Origin of the sequence: Cupriavidus sp. SK-3 (assembly GCF_000611145.1) — a bacterium.
Classification (GTDB): domain Bacteria; phylum Pseudomonadota; class Gammaproteobacteria; order Burkholderiales; family Burkholderiaceae; genus Cupriavidus.
The window spans coordinates 23,381-39,984 of the sequence record NZ_JFJV02000264.1 but is presented as its reverse complement, the minus strand read 5'-3'; the positions used below and the strand labels follow the sequence as shown (position 1 = coordinate 39,984).

General features: G+C 65.7%; 13 protein-coding genes. 7 read left to right on the top strand and 6 right to left on the bottom strand.

Going from position 1 to position 16,604, the window contains the following annotated elements:
• The first annotated feature begins 1 nt into the window (after position 1).
• From CF70_RS28235 to CF70_RS28215, 5 genes are all read left to right on the top strand, one after another.
• Complete coding sequence (locus CF70_RS28235; RefSeq protein ID WP_035873071.1) at positions 2-1,378, top strand: L-serine ammonia-lyase; 1,377 nt, start codon at positions 2-4, stop codon at positions 1,376-1,378.
• Positions 1,379-1,463: 85 nt separating this feature from the next.
• On the top strand, positions 1,464-1,787 hold the full coding sequence (locus CF70_RS28230) for an EthD family reductase (protein WP_035873067.1): 324 nt from the start codon (positions 1,464-1,466) through the stop codon (positions 1,785-1,787).
• On the top strand, positions 1,784-2,689 hold the full coding sequence (locus CF70_RS28225) for a DUF2071 domain-containing protein (RefSeq protein ID WP_235185243.1): 906 nt from the start codon (positions 1,784-1,786) through the stop codon (positions 2,687-2,689). The genes CF70_RS28230 and CF70_RS28225 overlap by 4 nt, the downstream gene beginning before the upstream one ends.
• 79 nt (positions 2,690-2,768) lie before the next feature.
• The gene (locus CF70_RS28220; RefSeq protein ID WP_035873064.1) at positions 2,769-3,506 is read left to right on the top strand and encodes an MBL fold metallo-hydrolase; all 738 of its coding nucleotides are present in this window, start codon (positions 2,769-2,771) and stop codon (positions 3,504-3,506) included.
• A 60-nt stretch (positions 3,507-3,566) separates the two neighbouring features.
• A complete protein-coding gene (locus CF70_RS28215) occupies positions 3,567-4,046 on the top strand; it encodes an OsmC family protein (RefSeq protein WP_035873062.1) in 480 nt (159 codons plus the stop codon).
• A 116-nt stretch (positions 4,047-4,162) separates the two neighbouring features.
• Here CF70_RS28215 and CF70_RS28210 read toward each other — a convergent pair whose 3' ends face one another.
• The 4 genes from CF70_RS28210 to CF70_RS28195 all read right to left on the bottom strand — a co-directional run bounded on the left by CF70_RS28210 (position 4,163) and on the right by CF70_RS28195 (position 8,899).
• A complete protein-coding gene (locus tag CF70_RS28210; RefSeq protein ID WP_035873059.1) occupies positions 4,163-4,384 on the bottom strand; it encodes a hypothetical protein in 222 nt (73 codons plus the stop codon).
• Positions 4,385-4,484: 100 nt separating this feature from the next.
• Complete coding sequence (locus tag CF70_RS28205; protein WP_035873056.1) at positions 4,485-5,600, bottom strand: YbdK family carboxylate-amine ligase; 1,116 nt, start codon at positions 5,598-5,600, stop codon at positions 4,485-4,487.
• Complete coding sequence (locus CF70_RS28200) at positions 5,600-6,814, bottom strand: cation:proton antiporter (RefSeq protein ID WP_035873053.1); 1,215 nt, start codon at positions 6,812-6,814, stop codon at positions 5,600-5,602. The genes CF70_RS28205 and CF70_RS28200 overlap by 1 nt, the downstream gene beginning before the upstream one ends.
• Positions 6,815-6,985: 171 nt before the next feature.
• Entirely contained in the window at positions 6,986-8,899 is a 1,914-nt protein-coding gene (locus CF70_RS28195) for a tetratricopeptide repeat protein (RefSeq protein ID WP_035873050.1), read from the bottom strand.
• Positions 8,900-9,088: 189 nt separating this feature from the next.
• Between CF70_RS28195 and CF70_RS36345 the strand changes: the two genes are divergently transcribed.
• The gene (locus CF70_RS36345) at positions 9,089-9,757 is read left to right on the top strand and encodes a hypothetical protein (RefSeq protein WP_152561937.1); all 669 of its coding nucleotides are present in this window, start codon (positions 9,089-9,091) and stop codon (positions 9,755-9,757) included.
• An 18-nt stretch (positions 9,758-9,775) separates the two neighbouring features.
• Positions 9,776-10,999, top strand: coding sequence for a hypothetical protein (locus CF70_RS28190; protein ID WP_035873048.1), 1,224 nt, complete (start codon positions 9,776-9,778; stop codon positions 10,997-10,999).
• Positions 11,000-11,135: 136 nt separating this feature from the next.
• On the opposite strand, the gene CF70_RS28185 is transcribed toward CF70_RS28190, so the two are convergent.
• Positions 11,136-12,287 (bottom strand): branched-chain amino acid ABC transporter substrate-binding protein, encoded by a 1,152-nt coding sequence (locus CF70_RS28185; protein ID WP_035873045.1) that lies wholly within the window; start codon positions 12,285-12,287, stop codon positions 11,136-11,138.
• 144 nt (positions 12,288-12,431) lie between these two features.
• Positions 12,432-16,433: a trifunctional transcriptional regulator/proline dehydrogenase/L-glutamate gamma-semialdehyde dehydrogenase gene (gene putA, locus CF70_RS28180; RefSeq protein WP_035873042.1), complete on the bottom strand. Its 4,002-nt coding sequence runs from the start codon at positions 16,431-16,433 to the stop codon at positions 12,432-12,434.
• Positions 16,434-16,604: the final 171 nt, after the last annotated feature.

Sequence of the window (16,604 nt, the reverse complement as noted above, 5' to 3'; positions counted from 1 at the left end):
CGTGGCTGTCAGCGTTTTCGACCTGTTCAAGGTGGGCATCGGCCCCTCCAGTTCCCACACCGTGGGCCCGATGCGCGCGGCCCTGATGTTTGCCCAGGGCCTGGCGCGCGACGGCCTGCTGCCGCAAGTGGCCAGCGTACGCATCGAGCTGTACGGCTCGCTCGGCGCCACCGGGCGCGGCCACGGCACCGACAAGGGTGTGATCCTCGGCCTGCAGGGCGAGGCGCCGGACACCATCGACCCCGACACCATCGAGCTGCGCCTGGCCGCGCTGCGCGCCAGCCGCACGCTATCGCTGCTGGGCACGCACCCCGTGCCCTTTGTCGAGAAGGAACACATCGTCTTCTATCGCCGCGAGGCGATGGCCGAGCATCCCAACGGCATGAAATTCCATGCCTTCAATGCCGGCGGCGAGCCCATCCGCGAGGGGCGCTACCTGTCGGTGGGCGGCGGCTTCGTCATCACCGCCGGCGCGGCCAACACGCAGATCCTGGAAGCCGACCAGCAACTGCCGTACCCCTTCCGCAGCGGGCGCGCCATGCTGGAAATGGCGGCCGCCAGCAAGAAGAGCATCGCGCGGATGATGATGGAGAACGAGTGCGTGTGGCGCAGCGAGGCCGAGGTCAATGCCGGCCTGCTGCAGATCTGGGCCGTGATGCAGGCCTGCGTGGCACGCGGCTGCCGTACCGACGGCGAGCTGCCGGGACCGTTCAAGGTCAAGCGCCGCGCCCCCGAACTGTTCCGCAACCTCACCGAGCACGCCGAGCGCGCGCTGGCCGATCCGCTCTCGGTCATGGACTGGGTCAACCTGTACGCGATCGCGGTCAATGAGGAAAACGCAGCCGGCGGCCGTGTGGTCACCGCGCCAACCAACGGTGCGGCCGGCATCATCCCGGCCGTGCTGCATTACTACGACCGCTTCGTGCCTGGCGCCAACCCGCAGGGCGTGATCGACTTCCTGCTTACCGCCGGCGCCATCGGCATGCTCTACAAGCTCAATGCCTCGATCTCGGGTGCCGAGGTGGGCTGCCAGGGCGAAGTCGGCGTGGCCTGCTCGATGGCCGCCGGCGCGCTCGCCACAGTGATGGGCGGCACGCCCGAGCAGGTCGAGAACGCGGCCGAGATCGGCATGGAACACAACCTTGGCCTGACCTGCGACCCGGTTGGCGGGCTGGTGCAGATTCCCTGCATCGAACGCAATGCCATGGCGTCGGTGAAAGCCGTCAACGCCGCGCGCATGGCGTTGCGCGGCGATGGCATGCATTACGTGTCGCTGGATTCGGTCATCAAGACCATGCGCGAGACCGGTGCCGACATGAAGACCAAATACAAGGAAACGGCGCGCGGCGGGCTGGCGGTGAATATCGTGGAGTGCTGAGGCCGCTTCCCGTTCCTTCTTCCACTGCCACGCTTTCTGCTACGCTTGCCGGGCATCCACCCACTTCACCCACTTGGAGTCCGGCATGGTCAAAATCAGTTTTCTCTACCCGCACAGCAAGGGCGGCAAGTTCGACATGGACTACTACCTGCAGCGGCACATGCCGCGCGCCATCGAACTGTTCGGCGCGCAACCCGGCTACCGGGGCGCGGCAGTGGAGCGCGGGCTGGGCGGCGGCGCGCCGGGCTCGGATCCGGCCTACACGGTGATGTGCCATTTCCTGTTCGAGTCGGTGCAGGACTTCGTTGCCGCCGCCAAGGCCGCCGGCAACGAGCTGCAGCTCGATATCCCCAACTACACCGATGCGGTGCCGGTGGTGCAGATCAGCGAAGTGGTGTCCGTCGCTTGACCCGATTGCCGCCCCAGCCGCAGCAGCCCACCCGACTTACCCACAACCGTTTCGTCCACCCCAGGCCCGGCCTGCCCGGCAGATGGCTGGCCCGGCTGGTGTCCTCGCCGCGCCTGCTGGCGGCACGCCGCGCGGTGCTGTCGCGCCTGCCCTTCATGGTGCTGCAAAGCGAGGTCGAGCAGGTGGTCTACCTGAACTGGCTGGTGGACGCCACGGCGGCCGCCCGGTACGCGCCGCCGGGCGTGCGCCTGTGGCAACGCGACGGCAAGACCTTGTTCACCGTGCTGACCTACGCGCACCGGCACTTCGGCCCGGCCGCGGCGGGACCGCTGCGGCGCCTGTATCCATCGCCGCTGCAAAGCAACTGGCGCTTCTACGTCGACCAGCTGCCCGGCGGCGCGCGCGCCGGGCGCGTGGTGCTGTTCGTCAAGAACACGCTGGACAGCGCCATCTATGCACTCGGCAGCCGGTTCTTCAGCGACGCCCTGCCATCGCACCTGGCGGCGCGCTTCGTGCACCGGCGCGAAGACCGCGCGATCCGCACCGAGATCGTGCCCGGCGCGGGCAGTGCGCCCGCGCTGCGCAGCACGGTACGGCCCGCCGCCACGCGCACGCTGCCCGCCAGCTTCGCTGGCTGCTTCGACTCCTGGGAATCCGCGGTCGCCTTCCTGTGCCTGCAGGACAGTGCGATTTCGCACGTAGAGGATGCCGGCCGCATCGCCCACGCCGGCATCGACCTGCCGATCGATCTCGCCGCCGTGCAGCCGCTGGAAGCGGTCATTGGCGAGTGCAATCTGCCGATGCTGCGCGAACTCGGCGTGCCGCCCGGCGAGTGCGCGCAGCCGTTCTGTTTCCTGGTGCCGGCGGTGCCATTCCGCGTGCTGTGGGAGCGGCTGCTGTGAGGCCATGAAGCCACGCGCGGATAGCCATGAATTCGTGCGGTAGCGCTATCATGTCCGTTCCCACTCAGGCGGTGCAGCCATGCAGACCTTCCATCAGCTCTTCGACGAAACCTCCTCCACCTTTACCTACCTGCTGATCGACGCCGCCACACGGGAGGCGCTGCTGATCGATCCGGTGGATCACCAGCTAGACCGCGACCTGGCGCTGCTGCAGGCCAGCGGCGCCACGCTGGCGTGGGTGGTCGAGACCCATGCCCACGCCGACCACATCACCTCCGCGGGCCATGTTGCGCTGCAAACCGGCGCGCACACCGCCGCGCCCTCGGGCTGCGATATCCAGCCCGCGCAGAAGCAGCTGATCGACGGCGACACGCTGCAGTTCGGCACGCAGACGCTGCGCGCCATCCACACGCCGGGCCACACTGCCGGCAGCATGAGCTACCTGTGGGAAGAGCCCACCCCCGCCGGCGTGGTGCGCCGCATCTTCACCGGCGACGCGCTGCTGATCGACGGCTGCGGCCGCACCGATTTCCAGTCCGGCGACGCCGGCACGCTATACGACAGCCTCACGCAAAAACTCTTCGCCCTGCCCGACGACACCGTGGTCTATCCCGCCCACGACTACAAGGGCCGCACCGAATCCACCATCGGCCAGGAACGCGCGCATAACAGCCGCGTGGCCGGCCGCACGCGTACCCAGTTCATCGAGATGATGGCGCAGCTGAACCTGCCGAAGCCCAAGCTGATCGACGTGGCCGTGCCGGCTAACCAGCGGCTTGGTTTGCGCGATGGGGAACAGGTCCCGCACGGGGCATAGGCGGGCGCCGCCGCAGGCGCGTTGGCCACGGCAAGATAATGCAGACAGGAGAGACAGGACATGGCCCAGTACACCGCAGAAATCCTATGGCTGCGTGGAGAACAGGATTTCCTCGGCAACCGCTACAGCCGGAAACACACGCTGCGATTCGATGGCGGCATCGAGGTGCCGGGTTCGTCGTCGCCGCATGTCGTGCCGCTGCCCATGTCGGAGGCCGCGGCGATCGATCCTGAAGAGGCCTTCGTCTCCTCGCTGTCCAGCTGCCACATGCTGTGGTTCCTGTCCATCGCCGCCAAGCACAAGTTCTGCGTGGACCGCTACTTCGATGCGGCGGTCGGGACCATGGCGAAGAACGCGGACGGCAGGATGGCCATCACGGTGGTCACGCTCAGGCCGGAAGTCACCTTTTCCGGGGAGCGGCAGCCGAGCCGCGATGAAATCGCCCACCTGCATCACACGGCGCACGAGGCGTGCTTCATTGCCAACTCGGTCAAGTCAGAGGTGCGCTGCGAGCCGGTGTACGGGGGCGCGCAGGCCTGATATCACGGCGCCAGCGCAGGAACGGCGCGCGACAGAGGCAATGCGATGCGACCGCCACGCCAGGTGGCAGCGGTTGAGGATCGGCGTCGGCTTCCGGCCTCGCGGTGCGGACCGGGCTAGTCCCAGATGCAGCGGACCGCCGCCGCGGCGATCACCGGCACAGACAGGACCAGCGGAATCGCGAAGTAAGGCACCTCGAAATTCACGACATGCTCATAGATGAGCCAGCCGATGCCGATGGCTAGCGTGACCAGTCCGACAATCGCAGCGAGAACGTTCACGGCCCGGTCCGAAGGACGTCCGCGCGTCCGTTCTGCTTTGGTGGAAAGCGCTTTCATCGTAGCTCCGAAAGTTGTCGTCACGGGCATCTGATGCGTTAATTCTAGTCCTGCTCCACCGGTTTGCGCGGGTTGCCTGCGCACGGTACCCGTAGCGCGCTCAGATCGCCCAGCTATCGCAAGTCTGCCGCACCGTTTCGCGCAGACTCCGCGTGCTGGCGTCGATCTGGCGCACGCGCTCGGCATCGCCGTTGCGGCTTTGCGCCAGCGCGCGGATATTGGCCAGCGCATCGAGCGATCCCAGCGCTTCGGCATGGGGGACCAGCGCATCGCAGATCGAGATGATGTGATCCGCGATCGGCATGCGCGTGAGCTCGTTGGGATGCACATACTCGCCTTCCAGCCCGAAGCGGCAAGCCTGGAAGCGGTTGAAGGTGTAGACGAGGTAGTCGTCTTCCTGTGGCATGAAGGGGCGCGAGAGGAGCAGGTAGCGCGCAAGCGCCTGGATGTAGGCGGCGATATCGCAGGCACGGCCCACCGTGAGCGGCGTGTCCATCACGCGGACCTCGATGGTGCCGAACTCGGGCTTTGGACGGATATCCCAGTAGAAGTCCTTCATGCTCTCGATCACGCCGGTCTTGCGCATCTTCTCGAAGTAGGCGGTGAACGCATCCCAGGTGAGCAGGTGCGGCGCGCGCCCGCTCATGGGGAAGGCCGCGACCGAGTTCAGCCGCGCCGAGGCGAACCCGGTGTCCACGCCCTGCACATATGGCGACGAGGCGGCCAGCGCGATGAAGTGCGGCACGTAGCGGCCGATGGCATGGAGCAGGAACAGCGAGTCGTCGGCGCTCGGGCAGCCGATATGCACGTGCTGGCCGAACACCGTGAACTGCTTGGCCAGGTAGCCATAGAGTTCGGAGATGTACTGGTAGCGCGGCGAATCGGAGATGGTGCGGTCGGCCCACTGCTGGAAGGGATGGGTGCCGCCGCCGCAGATGCCCAGGTTGAGCGAACGCGAGGCATCCACCATCAGGTCGCGCATGGTGCCGAGTTCGTCCAGCGCCTGTGCATAACTCGTGCAGATGCCGGTGCTGATCTCGATCATCGAGGGGCTGATCTCAGGCTTGATGTCGCCGGCATGCTGCGCGCCTTTCAGCGCACGCAGCAGGTCCGGCGCGAACGGCGCCAGGTCATAGTCGTGACGATTGACGAGCTGCAGCTCCAGTTCCACGCCGAAAGTCAGCGCTTCGGAGTGCTTGAACGGTTCGAGTGACATCAGCGTCCTCCTCCATTGCTTCTGACCTCGCCCGCAAAGCGAAGTGCCCAGGCCGCCATCGTGGGCCCCATCAATTGTTCGATCGCCAGCGTGCACAGGATGATGGCCGCCAGCGGCTCGCCGGTGTTCGGATACAGCAGCGCGACATCGCTCATCAACAGGTACGCCAGACCCGACATGGGCGCCAGCGCGAGACCGAGCGCCACGCACTGCTTCAGGCTCAGGCCCGAGAAGGAGCCCAGCGAGACCACGCCCACCAGCTTGGCGAAGTGGCGCAGCAGTACCAGCACACAGGCGGCGCCGCCGCCGATGGCCCAGTCGTGCGCGGTCAGCGGCAGGCCGAGCGACACCACCATCACGATGATCAACAGGCTGCCCGCGCTGCCGAAATGCGCCGGCCACACGCGCGGCTGGCTGTCCTGGTGCTTGAAGACGACGCCGGCCAGCATCAGCGTGAGCGGCATGGAAAGCTTGAGTACGCGCGTGAGCGCGAGCGTGAGCAGCACCAGTCCCACCAGCACCAGGAAACTGTAGTGATCGTCCGAGGCCATGCGTGCGTAGATGCCGTGCCCGAGCTTGCCGACGATCCAGGCCAGCAGGCAGGATCCCGCCAGCAGGTAAAGCGGATGCAGCAGCGCGGCGCCGAGATTGCCGTATTCGGAATGCAGCCAGCCCGTGGCCAACTGGACGATGGTGGCGGCGTAGATGCTGTTCAGGGCCGCCATGGCGAGCAGCCGTTCAGTCACCTGCCCTTCCGCGCGCAGTTCATTCTTGAGTTGCAGCACGATGGTCGGCGAAGTGCTGACGGCGATACCGCCGGCCAGGATGGCCACGGCCGGGCTCACGCCGATCCATTGCAGCACGGTGGCCACCAGGCCCCAGGTCAGCAGGCTTTCAAAGGCACTGGTGAAGAGCAGCCAGCGGTTAGCCCGCAGCCAGGTGAGCGAGAGCCGGTGCCCCAGTTCGAACAGCGCCAGCGCCAGCGCCATATCGATCAGGACGCGGCTCTGCGCGATCATGTCTTCGTCCACGATGCCGCGGCCGAGCATGCCGGCCAGCAGGCCCGCGGCGGCATAGCCGACGATCCGGGGCAGCCGCAGGTACGTGCGGCATATCTCTCCCGCCAGGCCGGCGCCCACCAGCGCCAGCCCGACCCAGAAAAGCCCGCCCGGTACCAGGGGCAGGCTTGGAAACAATTGGCTTAGTCCATTCATGGGCTACATGGTAACGGAGGCGCACGAAAATCCTTGTCGGATTTTGTCCGACAGAGAATGGAATTTGCAGGCAACGTGATGCGTTCAGGCGTAAAAAAACGCCATCTTACCGGGATGGCGTTTTTTTTTGCATCAGGGTCAGAGCGCTTCCGTACAGACGCTATACAGACGCTACACGCCCCAGAACTTCCATGCCGGCCGGGTCGCGCGCAAGCCGGCTTCCACGCGAGCGTACAGTGCGCGCGATTTGCCCTGCGCGGCGCCACCCGCGCGGGCCTTCTCGAAATAGCCCAGCGCGGTCTCGCGCTGCTCCAGCCCGAGCGCGGCCTCGACGGCACCGAGATAAGCATCGCCTTCCCAGCCGTCGCGCGCGGCAAAGGCCGCCTGGAAATCCGTCAGCGCCTCGGTGTACTGCTTCTGGCCGTTGCGGATCAGGGCACGCTGCAAACGCGGGAAAGCCTGGTCACGGGGGTCGTCGCCAGTCAGCCCGATGGCTTGCTCGAACAGCGGCAGTGCACGGTCGGGGGCGCCAAGGTCACGCCAGATCGTGCCGAACTCGTTGCACAGCCACGCGTCCTCGATCAGCAGCGCGCGGCGTTGCAAAGCCTCGATCTCGGCCAGCGCATCGGTGCGGTCATGCTGGTCCATGCCGCCTGTGGCATTGCGCAGCAGCCCGGCGAAGTGGGCGCGGGCGTGCGCCAGCGCGTGCGCGGCCTGGCTGCGCTCTTCCACTGGCAGGGCATCGGCGCGGGCATCCATATGCGCCAGCGCGTCTCGGGCTGCCGAAGTCACTTCCGCACCGCCGATCGCCTTCCAGGTGCTCATCAGCCGGCTGAAGATCCAGCCCACATTGGCGGGATCGCGCTCCAGCGGGTAGCGATTGAGGACATCGCCCGCCACTTCCACGGCTTTCTGGTGCTGGCCGGCAGCCTCCAGGCATTCGAGCAGGTCGATCCAGTGCTCGATGAATTCGCTGACCGCGATGCCCTTCTCGTGCAGGGCGATGCGCTCGGCGCGGTTGGCGGCACCTTCCAGCCGGGTGGCCAGGTTGTGGCACAGCATCGAATAGATATGCGGGTCGGCGTCGTCGTAGCCGCCCTCGCCGCTGGCAAAGTACGACTCGAAGCGCGCCACGCCCAGGCGGTACGCCTTGAGCAGGTGCGGCGTCAGCGCGGCCTCGGCCGCCGGCACGGCATCCATGAACTCGGCCAGCGCCACGCCGGCGTTGTAGTAGCCGGTCGCGTCGGTGGCGTTCTCCACGAAAGCGAAGCGCAGCCACGGCTCGGCTTCACCGGACTGGTGGCGCCATTCCAGTTCGCGCACCTGCGCCTTCGGGTCCGGCGCCTGGCGCTGGTAGGTGGCGAAGTCGTCCCAGGCGCCGTCCAGCTCGCCGGCCCGGTAGCGCAGCGGGGCACGGATGCGGCGGGCTTGCGGGTGGTCCGGCTGGCTGGCCAGCACGATTCCCGCCTGTTCGGCGGCCAGGGCGTCGCCCGCGGCTTCGTCGAGTTCGAGCAGTTCGGGGTTGTCCAGGCCGATCCGTGCCAGGCACAGGCGCAGCATCGGCTCGGCCTGCTCGCCGGCGGCGTTCACGTAGGCCACTGCCTGGCCCAGGATATCAGCAGCGCCCAGGTCGGGAGCGCGGTACAGCAAGTCGTACCAATAAGCGCCAGCCCGGGCGAAATCCCCCAGGCGGTAGTGCACCAGGCCCGCATGCAGGCGCGCGCTCCACTCCCCCGAGGACAAGCCGTTGCGCAGCGCCGCCTCTTCCAGCCAGGGCAGCGCCTCCTGAGGGCGGTCCATCCCCAGCAGCAGCATGCCGTAGCGATGCGCAATCACGCCGCGCGAGGACCAGCGGTGCGCCGGATGCAGCGGCAGGCCGGGCAGCTTCGCCAGCGCGGCGTCGAGCACGGCGAAAGCCTGCTGCGCGTCGCCGCGGTCATAGTGCAGGCGTGCCCGCAGGCAATCGAAATCCACCACTTGCGGCTGCGCCTGCGAGAGCTGGTCGAGGATGACCAGCGCTTCATCGTAACGCTCGGCGTTGGCTAACTCGATGGCGTGGTCGTAGCTGACTTCCTGCACGGACAAGGACTGCTCCTTCTGGGTGGATGTGCGAGTGCGGAATTATGGGGCATTGGGAAATTTCGCGCCCCAAATTCAGAAAGTGCCGATTGAGGTGCCCCGGACGGTTCGCCTACCTTGGATGGGTAGGACAGCTTACGCCGCACCTTACACGCTAGCGGCGATTACCCATTAGCCGATCAGAGGAGGGATCCCATGCGTATATTCGGATATTCAAGAGTTGCGCTGCTCGCACTGCTGCCCGCTTTGGTCATTGCCGGTACTGCCCAAGCGCAATGGAAACGTCCTCCCGCCGTTCCATCCAAGATAGGCTGGGACCCGTCCGATGCAGCGGACGTCGTAGGAAGAAATTTGGACCTATGGGGCATCGGAAGCATTGGTCATGTTGGCATATGGAGTGGCAACCATGTCATTGAAGCGCTCAACACTCCAGGAAATGCCATTAATACCAACACCCTAGCCGACTTCAAATCGCGAACACGATATTGGGGTTCTGCGTTCGTTGCGGGCCTCGACAGGCTCCCGCAGCAACGCATGTGTAGCGATGCAGCATGCTCGTATCTGATCACTTTGGGCATGAAACACGCTATCGTCCAAAATGCCAAGGTCATTGGACAAGTGGGCGCCGATTACACAGTCACCGACGGCTACATTTCCGCGCGGCCAGCATGCCGCCCGCCAATGTGCGCAAGCTACCGTCCGCAAATGCGCGGACAATATCGTTGCGATAAGTTTGTCATCGACGCCTACACGCCGCTTAGTAACGGAAATTCGACAATGTGGACCGCACTGTTCAGGTCCACGACACCGGAAAGCCTTTTCATGCGGCTAAATGAGAGAGGCATCGAAGTAGGGAAAAAGTAATGCCACGCCAAAACGCTCATGAAGATACGACTCGCTGTCGGTACTTTGGCCGCCATTTCGTGCCTGCTAGGGATAGACTCCTTAACTTCTGAAAGCTCGTCCGAAAAGGAGAATTACCCTACATCGGCATCCCTCCGGCGGGTTATTACTGCGCCGGCTTCCTCCCCCCAGCAAGGTAGGATCGAGACAACGGCCCCTAGTCATGCTTCACTATTCGAAGGCGCCGGTCTTGAAGGCCTTCGGCACCACACAGACAAGATAACTTCGGATCCCGCTCTCACACCTGAGCAAAAATTCGATTTCCTTTGGGCAGACTTCCAGGATGCGGGGCGCCGCCCGATTATCGCCAAATTTTTGCTTGACACGATGAGGTTGCTGCCACTTCGGGCCACCACCGAAAGAGTGTCAAAAATAGAAGACGCCTTATATGGGAGCATTCACGAGCAGCAGGTCAAACGCGCCCTGGTCAACCTGTTGGCGTCGCAATATGAAACTAATGAAGCGTTGACCCTCACGGAGCAATCTCGCCTCGGTGTCAATCCTTTGGTTGCAGCCACTCTCGCAAAAGCCGCTCGCTCGCCGGACACTGAAATTTCGCATCAGGCCATCATACAATATACGCGAATCGGTTTTTTCCCCGACACGCTTCCAATCCTGAATGCGGCTTTGTCAAATGGCGCAATAAGTCGCGCCGAATACACCAGGGAACTGGGTTTCCTCCTGCCCTTGATCCAGGAACCCGAGGCACAGCGACTCGCGCTACACGCTATTACGCATTCAGGCGTCCCGGGTGGGCACACTGCCGAGGATCTGGCAACCGTGGTGCTTTTGCCTTATGCGCTGTCATCGCTGCACTCGGACACACTGAGCCAAATCCAGAAACATCTCGCGGAGAACCAGCCAGTTTTCCCGGACGCCCTTGCCACAATCGATTTCCTCGACTTGGTCCGCTACAGCGATTGGTTGTCTGCCATCGCAGCGATCGAAGCAAGTCTTTCAGGTGGCAGCACCATAGATCGCATCGCTACCGTTGTCATGCAAGAGGGGGCCGATCCGCGTGGACTTCTCGCCGTTGTCGCGTCTCCCGCAGCGGAAGCGGTAACGCGGACATTGGCACAGCGCGGGCAAACAGCGGCCGCGCAACAAAAGCTCGCCCTGCTTTCATTGGAAGTCCCCAATGATGTCGCCATGGCGCGAATGATCAGAGAGGCGCAAGACATCATCGGGCGCCGGCCGCCGTAAAGCGCGGCGATCGCGCGCCCTGCGATGCGGAGCCATCAGCATGCTGGACGTCGCCTGGCACAACGTAAGAAAACGCCGTCCCAAAGGGACGGCGTCAGATAATACCCGCTGATCACTCCTATTCTGGAGTCATAGCTTACTTGCCGCCAACCGTCTCCAGCACGGTCCACTTGCCGCCAACCACCTTGTAGACGGTGATGCCGCCGTCCTTCAGGTCGCCACGCGCGTCGTAGGCCAGCGTCTTGGTGGTCACGCCTTGCATGTTGGTGGCCGCCAGCACCGGCAGGTAGCGCGCCGGATCGGCCGAACCGGCCTTGATCATGGCGGTCATCATGGCCGTGGCGCCGTCATAGGCGTACGGCGAGTAGGTCTGCACCTTGCCGCCGAAGCGCTTCTCGTACTTCTTCTCGTAGGTGGCGCCACCGGGCATCTGCTCCAGCGGCAGGCCGGCCAGCGATACTACCGTGCCCTCGGCGGCAGGGCCGGCCAGCTTCAGGAAGTTGTCGGTCTTCGACATTTCGCCCGATACCACCGGCGACTTCATGCCAAGCTCCTTGACCTGCTTGGCCATCGGCGCGGATTGCGTTTCCGCGCCGCCGAAGAAGATCACGTCCGGGTTGCTGCGCTTGATATTGGTCAGCACGGCCTTGAAGTCCACCGCCTTGTCGTTGGTGAACTCGCGGCGCACGATCTTGCCGCCGGCGGCCTTGGCGGCCTTCTCGAACTCGTCGGCCAGGCCTTGGCCGTAGGCCGTGCGGTCGTCGACGATGGCGATGTTCTTGGCGCCCAGCTTCTTCACCACGAAAGCACCGATCACCGAACCCTGCTGGGTGTCGGAGGTCATCATGCGGAAGGTGGTCTTGAAGCCCTGGCGGGTGTACTCGGGCGCGGTGGCCATGGCGATCTGGGGAATGCCGGCGCGGTTGTAGACCATCGAGGCCGGGATGCTGGTGCCCGAGTTGAAGTGGCCCAGCATGCCCTGGATACCGTTGTCCACCAGCTTCTGCGCCACGACCGAGCCGGTCTTGGGGTCGGCCGCGTCGTCTTCGGAGAGCAGTACGAACTTGACGTCCTTGCCGCCGATCTTGGGCTTGGTCGCGTTCATTTCCTCGATGGCGAGGACGACGCCGTTCTGCATGTCCTTGCCGTATTGCGCCTGGCCGCCGGTCATCGGCGCGGCAAAACCCAGCTTGATTTCCTGCGCCTGGGCGAAGGCGGCCGAGGTGGCGCACAGGCCTGCAACGGTCAGGGCGACGGTCAGGGCCGTCTTGTGGAAAGTCGAGTTCATCAGTTCTCCTTGGTGGCTTTTGGATAGCCTTGCTGCGCTTTTGGACGCGTCCGGGTGTGGCGCGAAACGCTCCCCGATTTTTCAAATACGCGAGGTCTGCGGGATCGCCGCTGCCTCGCGTCGCTTCGATCGACGGCCGGCCGGTCAGCCGATCGTCATCAAACTGGCATTGCCGCCCGCCGCCGCCGTGTTGACGGACAGCGAACGCTCGATCAACAAACGCTCGATGGCCACATTCGGTTCACCGTGAGCCAGGCCTTGCACCGAAATGATCGGACCCTGACGCGTGGCCAGTTGCTCGCACACGGTGCGCAACTGGTCGGAATCGCCGTGGTGCAACACCGCGTCGAAGTTCGTGTCGCCGGCAGCCCAGTCGGGCACCAGGCGGACGCGCGATTGTACTGCCTTGGGCAGCCGTGCAAACAGCGCCCGGGCCATGGGGCTTTCGGGCCACACTGCCTGGCTGCCGGCGGCCAGCACCGCGGCCAGCTGGGTGGCCAGGTCGGCCTCCTGCTGGGCCAGGCACAGCACGGCCGCGCGCGGCAGCAGCGTATAGGTGTTGCGTTCGCCGGTCGGGCCGGGCAACGTGACCGACAGGCCGGCTGCCGAGGCGGCCGCAAAGCGTTCGCACGCCGCCGCCAGTTCGGGGAGTGCCGCGCTCTCGCGCTGGGCCCATTCCTTGAGCGTAGCCAGTGCATCGGCCAGCGCGCGGCGCACCGGGCTGGTTGCGTCGGCGCCGCCGAGCGTATCGGAGGCGCGCACCACGCGGGCCACGGCGTCCTGCGGGCAGATCGACAGCAGGCGGTGCAGGTAGAGCGGGCCGCCGGCCTTGGGACCGGTGCCGGACAGGCCTTCGCCGCCAAAGGGCTGCACGCCGACCACCGCGCCGACGATATTGCGGTTGACGTAGAGATTGCCCACCTCCGCCCGCTCCACGATGTGTTCGATGGTCTCGTCGATGCGGGTATGGATGCCCATGGTCAGGCCGTAGCCGGTGCCGTTGATCTGATCAAGCAAGGTGTCGAGCCCGGTGCGCGGATAGCGCACCACGTGCAGCACGGGGCCGAAGACTTCGCGCTGCAGCTCCTCGATGCTGTCGAGTTCGATCAGCGTCGGCGACACAAAGGTGCCGTTGCGGCAGGCGGCGCTGGCCGCGCCGTTCGGATCGGCCTGGTGGACGCGGCGGCCCTTGGCGCGCATGGCGTCGATATGGCGCACGATATTGTTGCGCGCTTCCTCGTCGATGACCGGGCCGACGTCGGTCGACAGCCGGTCCGGGTTGCCCATGGTGAGTTCATCCATGGCGCCCTTGAGCATCTCCAGCACGCGGTCGGCCACTTCTTCCTGCAGGCACAGCACGCGCAGCGCGGAGCAGCGCTGGCCAGCGGAGTCGAAAGCGGAATTCACCACATCGCCCACCACCTGTTCCGCCAGCGCGGAAGAATCGACGATCATCGCGTTCTGGCCACCGGTCTCGGCGATCAGCGGCACCGGGCGGCCGGCGGCGTCCAGCCGGCCGGCCACGCTGCGTTGCAGCAGGCGCGCCACTTCGGTGGAGCCGGTGAACATCACGCCCTTGACGCGGGCGTCGCCCACCAGCGCGGCGCCCACGGTCTCGCCACGGCCCGGCAGCAACTGCACCGCGCCGGCCGGCACGCCGGCTTCGCGCAGCAGGCGCACGGCCTGGGCAGCGATCAGCGGGGTCTGCTCGGCGGGCTTGGCCAGCACCGTATTGCCGGCGGCCAGCGCGGCCGCGACCTGGCCGGTAAAGATGGCGAGCGGGAAATTCCACGGGCTGATACAGACCACCGGCCCCAGCGGGCGGTGAGTATCGCTGGAGAAGGTCTCGCGTACCTGCGCGGCGTAGTAGCGCAGGAAGTCCACGGCCTCGCGCACTTCGGCGATGGCATTGGAGAAGGTCTTGCCGGCCTCGCGCATGATGATGCCCATCAGGGACTGCATCTGCGCTTCCATCAGTTCCGCCGCGCGTTCGAGCGCGACCGCACGGACGTCTGCCGGGGTCGCCTGCCAGATCGGCGCGGCATTGACGGCGGCCTGCAGCGCGGCTTCCACCTCGGCCATGCTGGCTTCGGTGACATGGCCGACCACATCACGCAGGTCGGACGGATTGCGCACAGGAGCGGGCTGGCCGGCGTCCACGCCGGCAGCGGCTTCCACGCCCAGCAGCGGCACGGCACTGACGGCCTCGCTGGTACCGGCCAGCAGCGCCGAGGACAGCGAGGCAAGGCGATGTTCGTTGGAAAGGTCGATACCGGCCGAGTTGGGCCGCGATTCGCCATAAAGGTTGCGCGGCTGCGGGATACGCGGATGCGGCAGGCCAAGCGAGCCTTCGTCGGCGTGCATGCGCTCGACCACGGTGACCGGATCGGCCACCAGCTCGTCCAGCGAGATGGTGTCGTCGGCGATGCGGTTCACGAAGGACGTGTTGGCACCGTTTTCCAGCAGGCGGCGCACCAGGTAGGCCAGCAGCGTCTCATGCGTGCCGACCGGCGCGTAGATGCGGCACGGGCGGTTGAACTTGCCGTCGGCCAGCGGGCCGACCACCTGGTCGTACAGCGGCTCGCCCATGCCGTGCAGGCACTGGAACTCGTACTGGCCGGGATAGTAATTGTGGCCGGCGATCTGGTAGATGGCCGCCAGCGTGTGGGCGTTATGGGTGGCGAACTGCGGGTAGATGGCGTCCGGCACCGACAGCAGCTTGCGCGCGCAGGCCACGTAGGACACGTCGGTATAGACCTTGCGGGTATAGACCGGATAACCCTCCAGCCCGTCCACCTGGGCGCGCTTGATCTCGCTGTCCCAGTAAGCGCCCTTGACCAGGCGGATCATCAGGCGGTGGCGGCTGCGGCGTGCCAGGTCGATCAGGTAGTCGATCACGAAGGGGCAGCGCTTCTGGTAGCCCTGCACCACGAAGCCGATGCCGTTCCAGCCAGCCAGCTCGGGCTCGAAGCACAGGCGCTCCAGCAGGTCGAGCGAGATTTCCAGGCGGTCGGCTTCCTCGGCGTCGATATTGATGCCGATGTCGTACTGGCGGGCCAGCAGGGTCAGGGACTTGAGGCGGCCATAGAGTTCGCTGACCACGCGCTCGTGCTGCGCGCGGCTGTAGCGCGGATGCAAGGCCGAAAGCTTGATCGAGATGCCGGGGCCTTCATAGATGCCGCGCCCGCGCGAGGCCTGGCCGATGGCGTTGATGGCCTGCTCGTAGGAGGCCAGGTAGCGCTGCGCGTCGGCCTCGGTCATCGCCGCCTCGCCCAGCATGTCGTAGGAGTAGCGGAAGCCCTCGGCCTCGTACTTGCGCGCGTTGGCGAGCGCCTCGGAAATGGTCTCGCCGGTGACGAACTGCTCGCCCATCAGGCGCATCGCCATGTCCACGCCCTTGCGGATCAGCGGCTCGCCGCCCTTGCCGATGATGCGGGTGAGCGCCTTGGACAGGCCGGCCTCGGTATGGGTGGCCACCAGCTTGCCGGTAAACAGCAGGCCCCAGGTCGCGGCGTTGACGAATACGGACGGGCTCTGACCCAGGTGCGACTGCCAGTTGGCGCCGCTGATCTTGTCGCGGATCAGCGCGTCGCGGGTGGCCTTGTCGGGAATACGCAGCAGCGCTTCGGCCAGGCACATCAGCGCCACGCCTTCCTGCGAGGACAGCGAGAACTCCTGGATCAGGCCCTGTACCAGCCCTTCCCGGCCCGTGCCGACCTTGCGTTCGCGCAGCCGTGTGGCCAGGGTCCGGGCCATGGCCAGGGCGGCTTCGGCCTGTTGGTGCGGCAGGCGGGCCTGTTCCAGCAGCACCGGCACGCACTCGGGTTCCGGGCGGCGGTAAGCAGCGGTGATGGCGGCACGCAGCACAGACTGCGGCTGCACGCTCTGGGCAAACTCCAGGAAGGGTTGCACCGCGCCTTCGCCGGTCCCCGCATCGAAGCCGTCGGCGCCATCCGCCGCACCCTCGCCCCCCATGCCCGCGGCACTGGTCTCATGCGGGACGTTGCCTCGCTCGACCTGCTCCAGATACGTAAATATTGCCTGCTTGATCAGCCAGTGCGGCGTGCGGTCGATTGACTGGGCAACGCGCTTGAGGCGCTCGCGGGAGGCGTCGTCGAGTTTGACGCCAAGGGTGGTGGTGGCCATGCGCTTGATTCTCCGTAAGACGCGAACGCTGGTTCCCGATACCGCGAGGAAACCTGCAGATGGCGCGATCATACTCTGGGGCAAACCAAAGGTGCAACTAGGTACAACCACTCATGCCAATCCGGAAATGTGGGTTGCACCGTACCTGGCGCTGCGCTGGCCCCAGCGCGT

Coding starts and splice junctions, on each gene's coding strand:
- CF70_RS28215 (WP_035873062.1), top strand. CDS start 3,567: ATGGCCCAGTACACCGCAGAAATCCTATGGCTGCGTGGAGAACAGGAT.
- putA (WP_035873042.1), bottom strand. CDS start 16,433: ATGGCCACCACCACCCTTGGCGTCAAACTCGACGACGCCTCCCGCGAG.
- CF70_RS28200 (WP_035873053.1), bottom strand. CDS start 6,814: ATGAATGGACTAAGCCAATTGTTTCCAAGCCTGCCCCTGGTACCGGGC.
- CF70_RS28205 (WP_035873056.1), bottom strand. CDS start 5,600: ATGTCACTCGAACCGTTCAAGCACTCCGAAGCGCTGACTTTCGGCGTG.
- CF70_RS28185 (WP_035873045.1), bottom strand. CDS start 12,287: ATGAACTCGACTTTCCACAAGACGGCCCTGACCGTCGCCCTGACCGTT.
- CF70_RS28230 (WP_035873067.1), top strand. CDS start 1,464: ATGGTCAAAATCAGTTTTCTCTACCCGCACAGCAAGGGCGGCAAGTTC.
- CF70_RS28220 (WP_035873064.1), top strand. CDS start 2,769: ATGCAGACCTTCCATCAGCTCTTCGACGAAACCTCCTCCACCTTTACC.
- CF70_RS28190 (WP_035873048.1), top strand. CDS start 9,776: ATGAAGATACGACTCGCTGTCGGTACTTTGGCCGCCATTTCGTGCCTG.
- CF70_RS36345 (WP_152561937.1), top strand. CDS start 9,089: ATGCGTATATTCGGATATTCAAGAGTTGCGCTGCTCGCACTGCTGCCC.
- CF70_RS28210 (WP_035873059.1), bottom strand. CDS start 4,384: ATGAAAGCGCTTTCCACCAAAGCAGAACGGACGCGCGGACGTCCTTCG.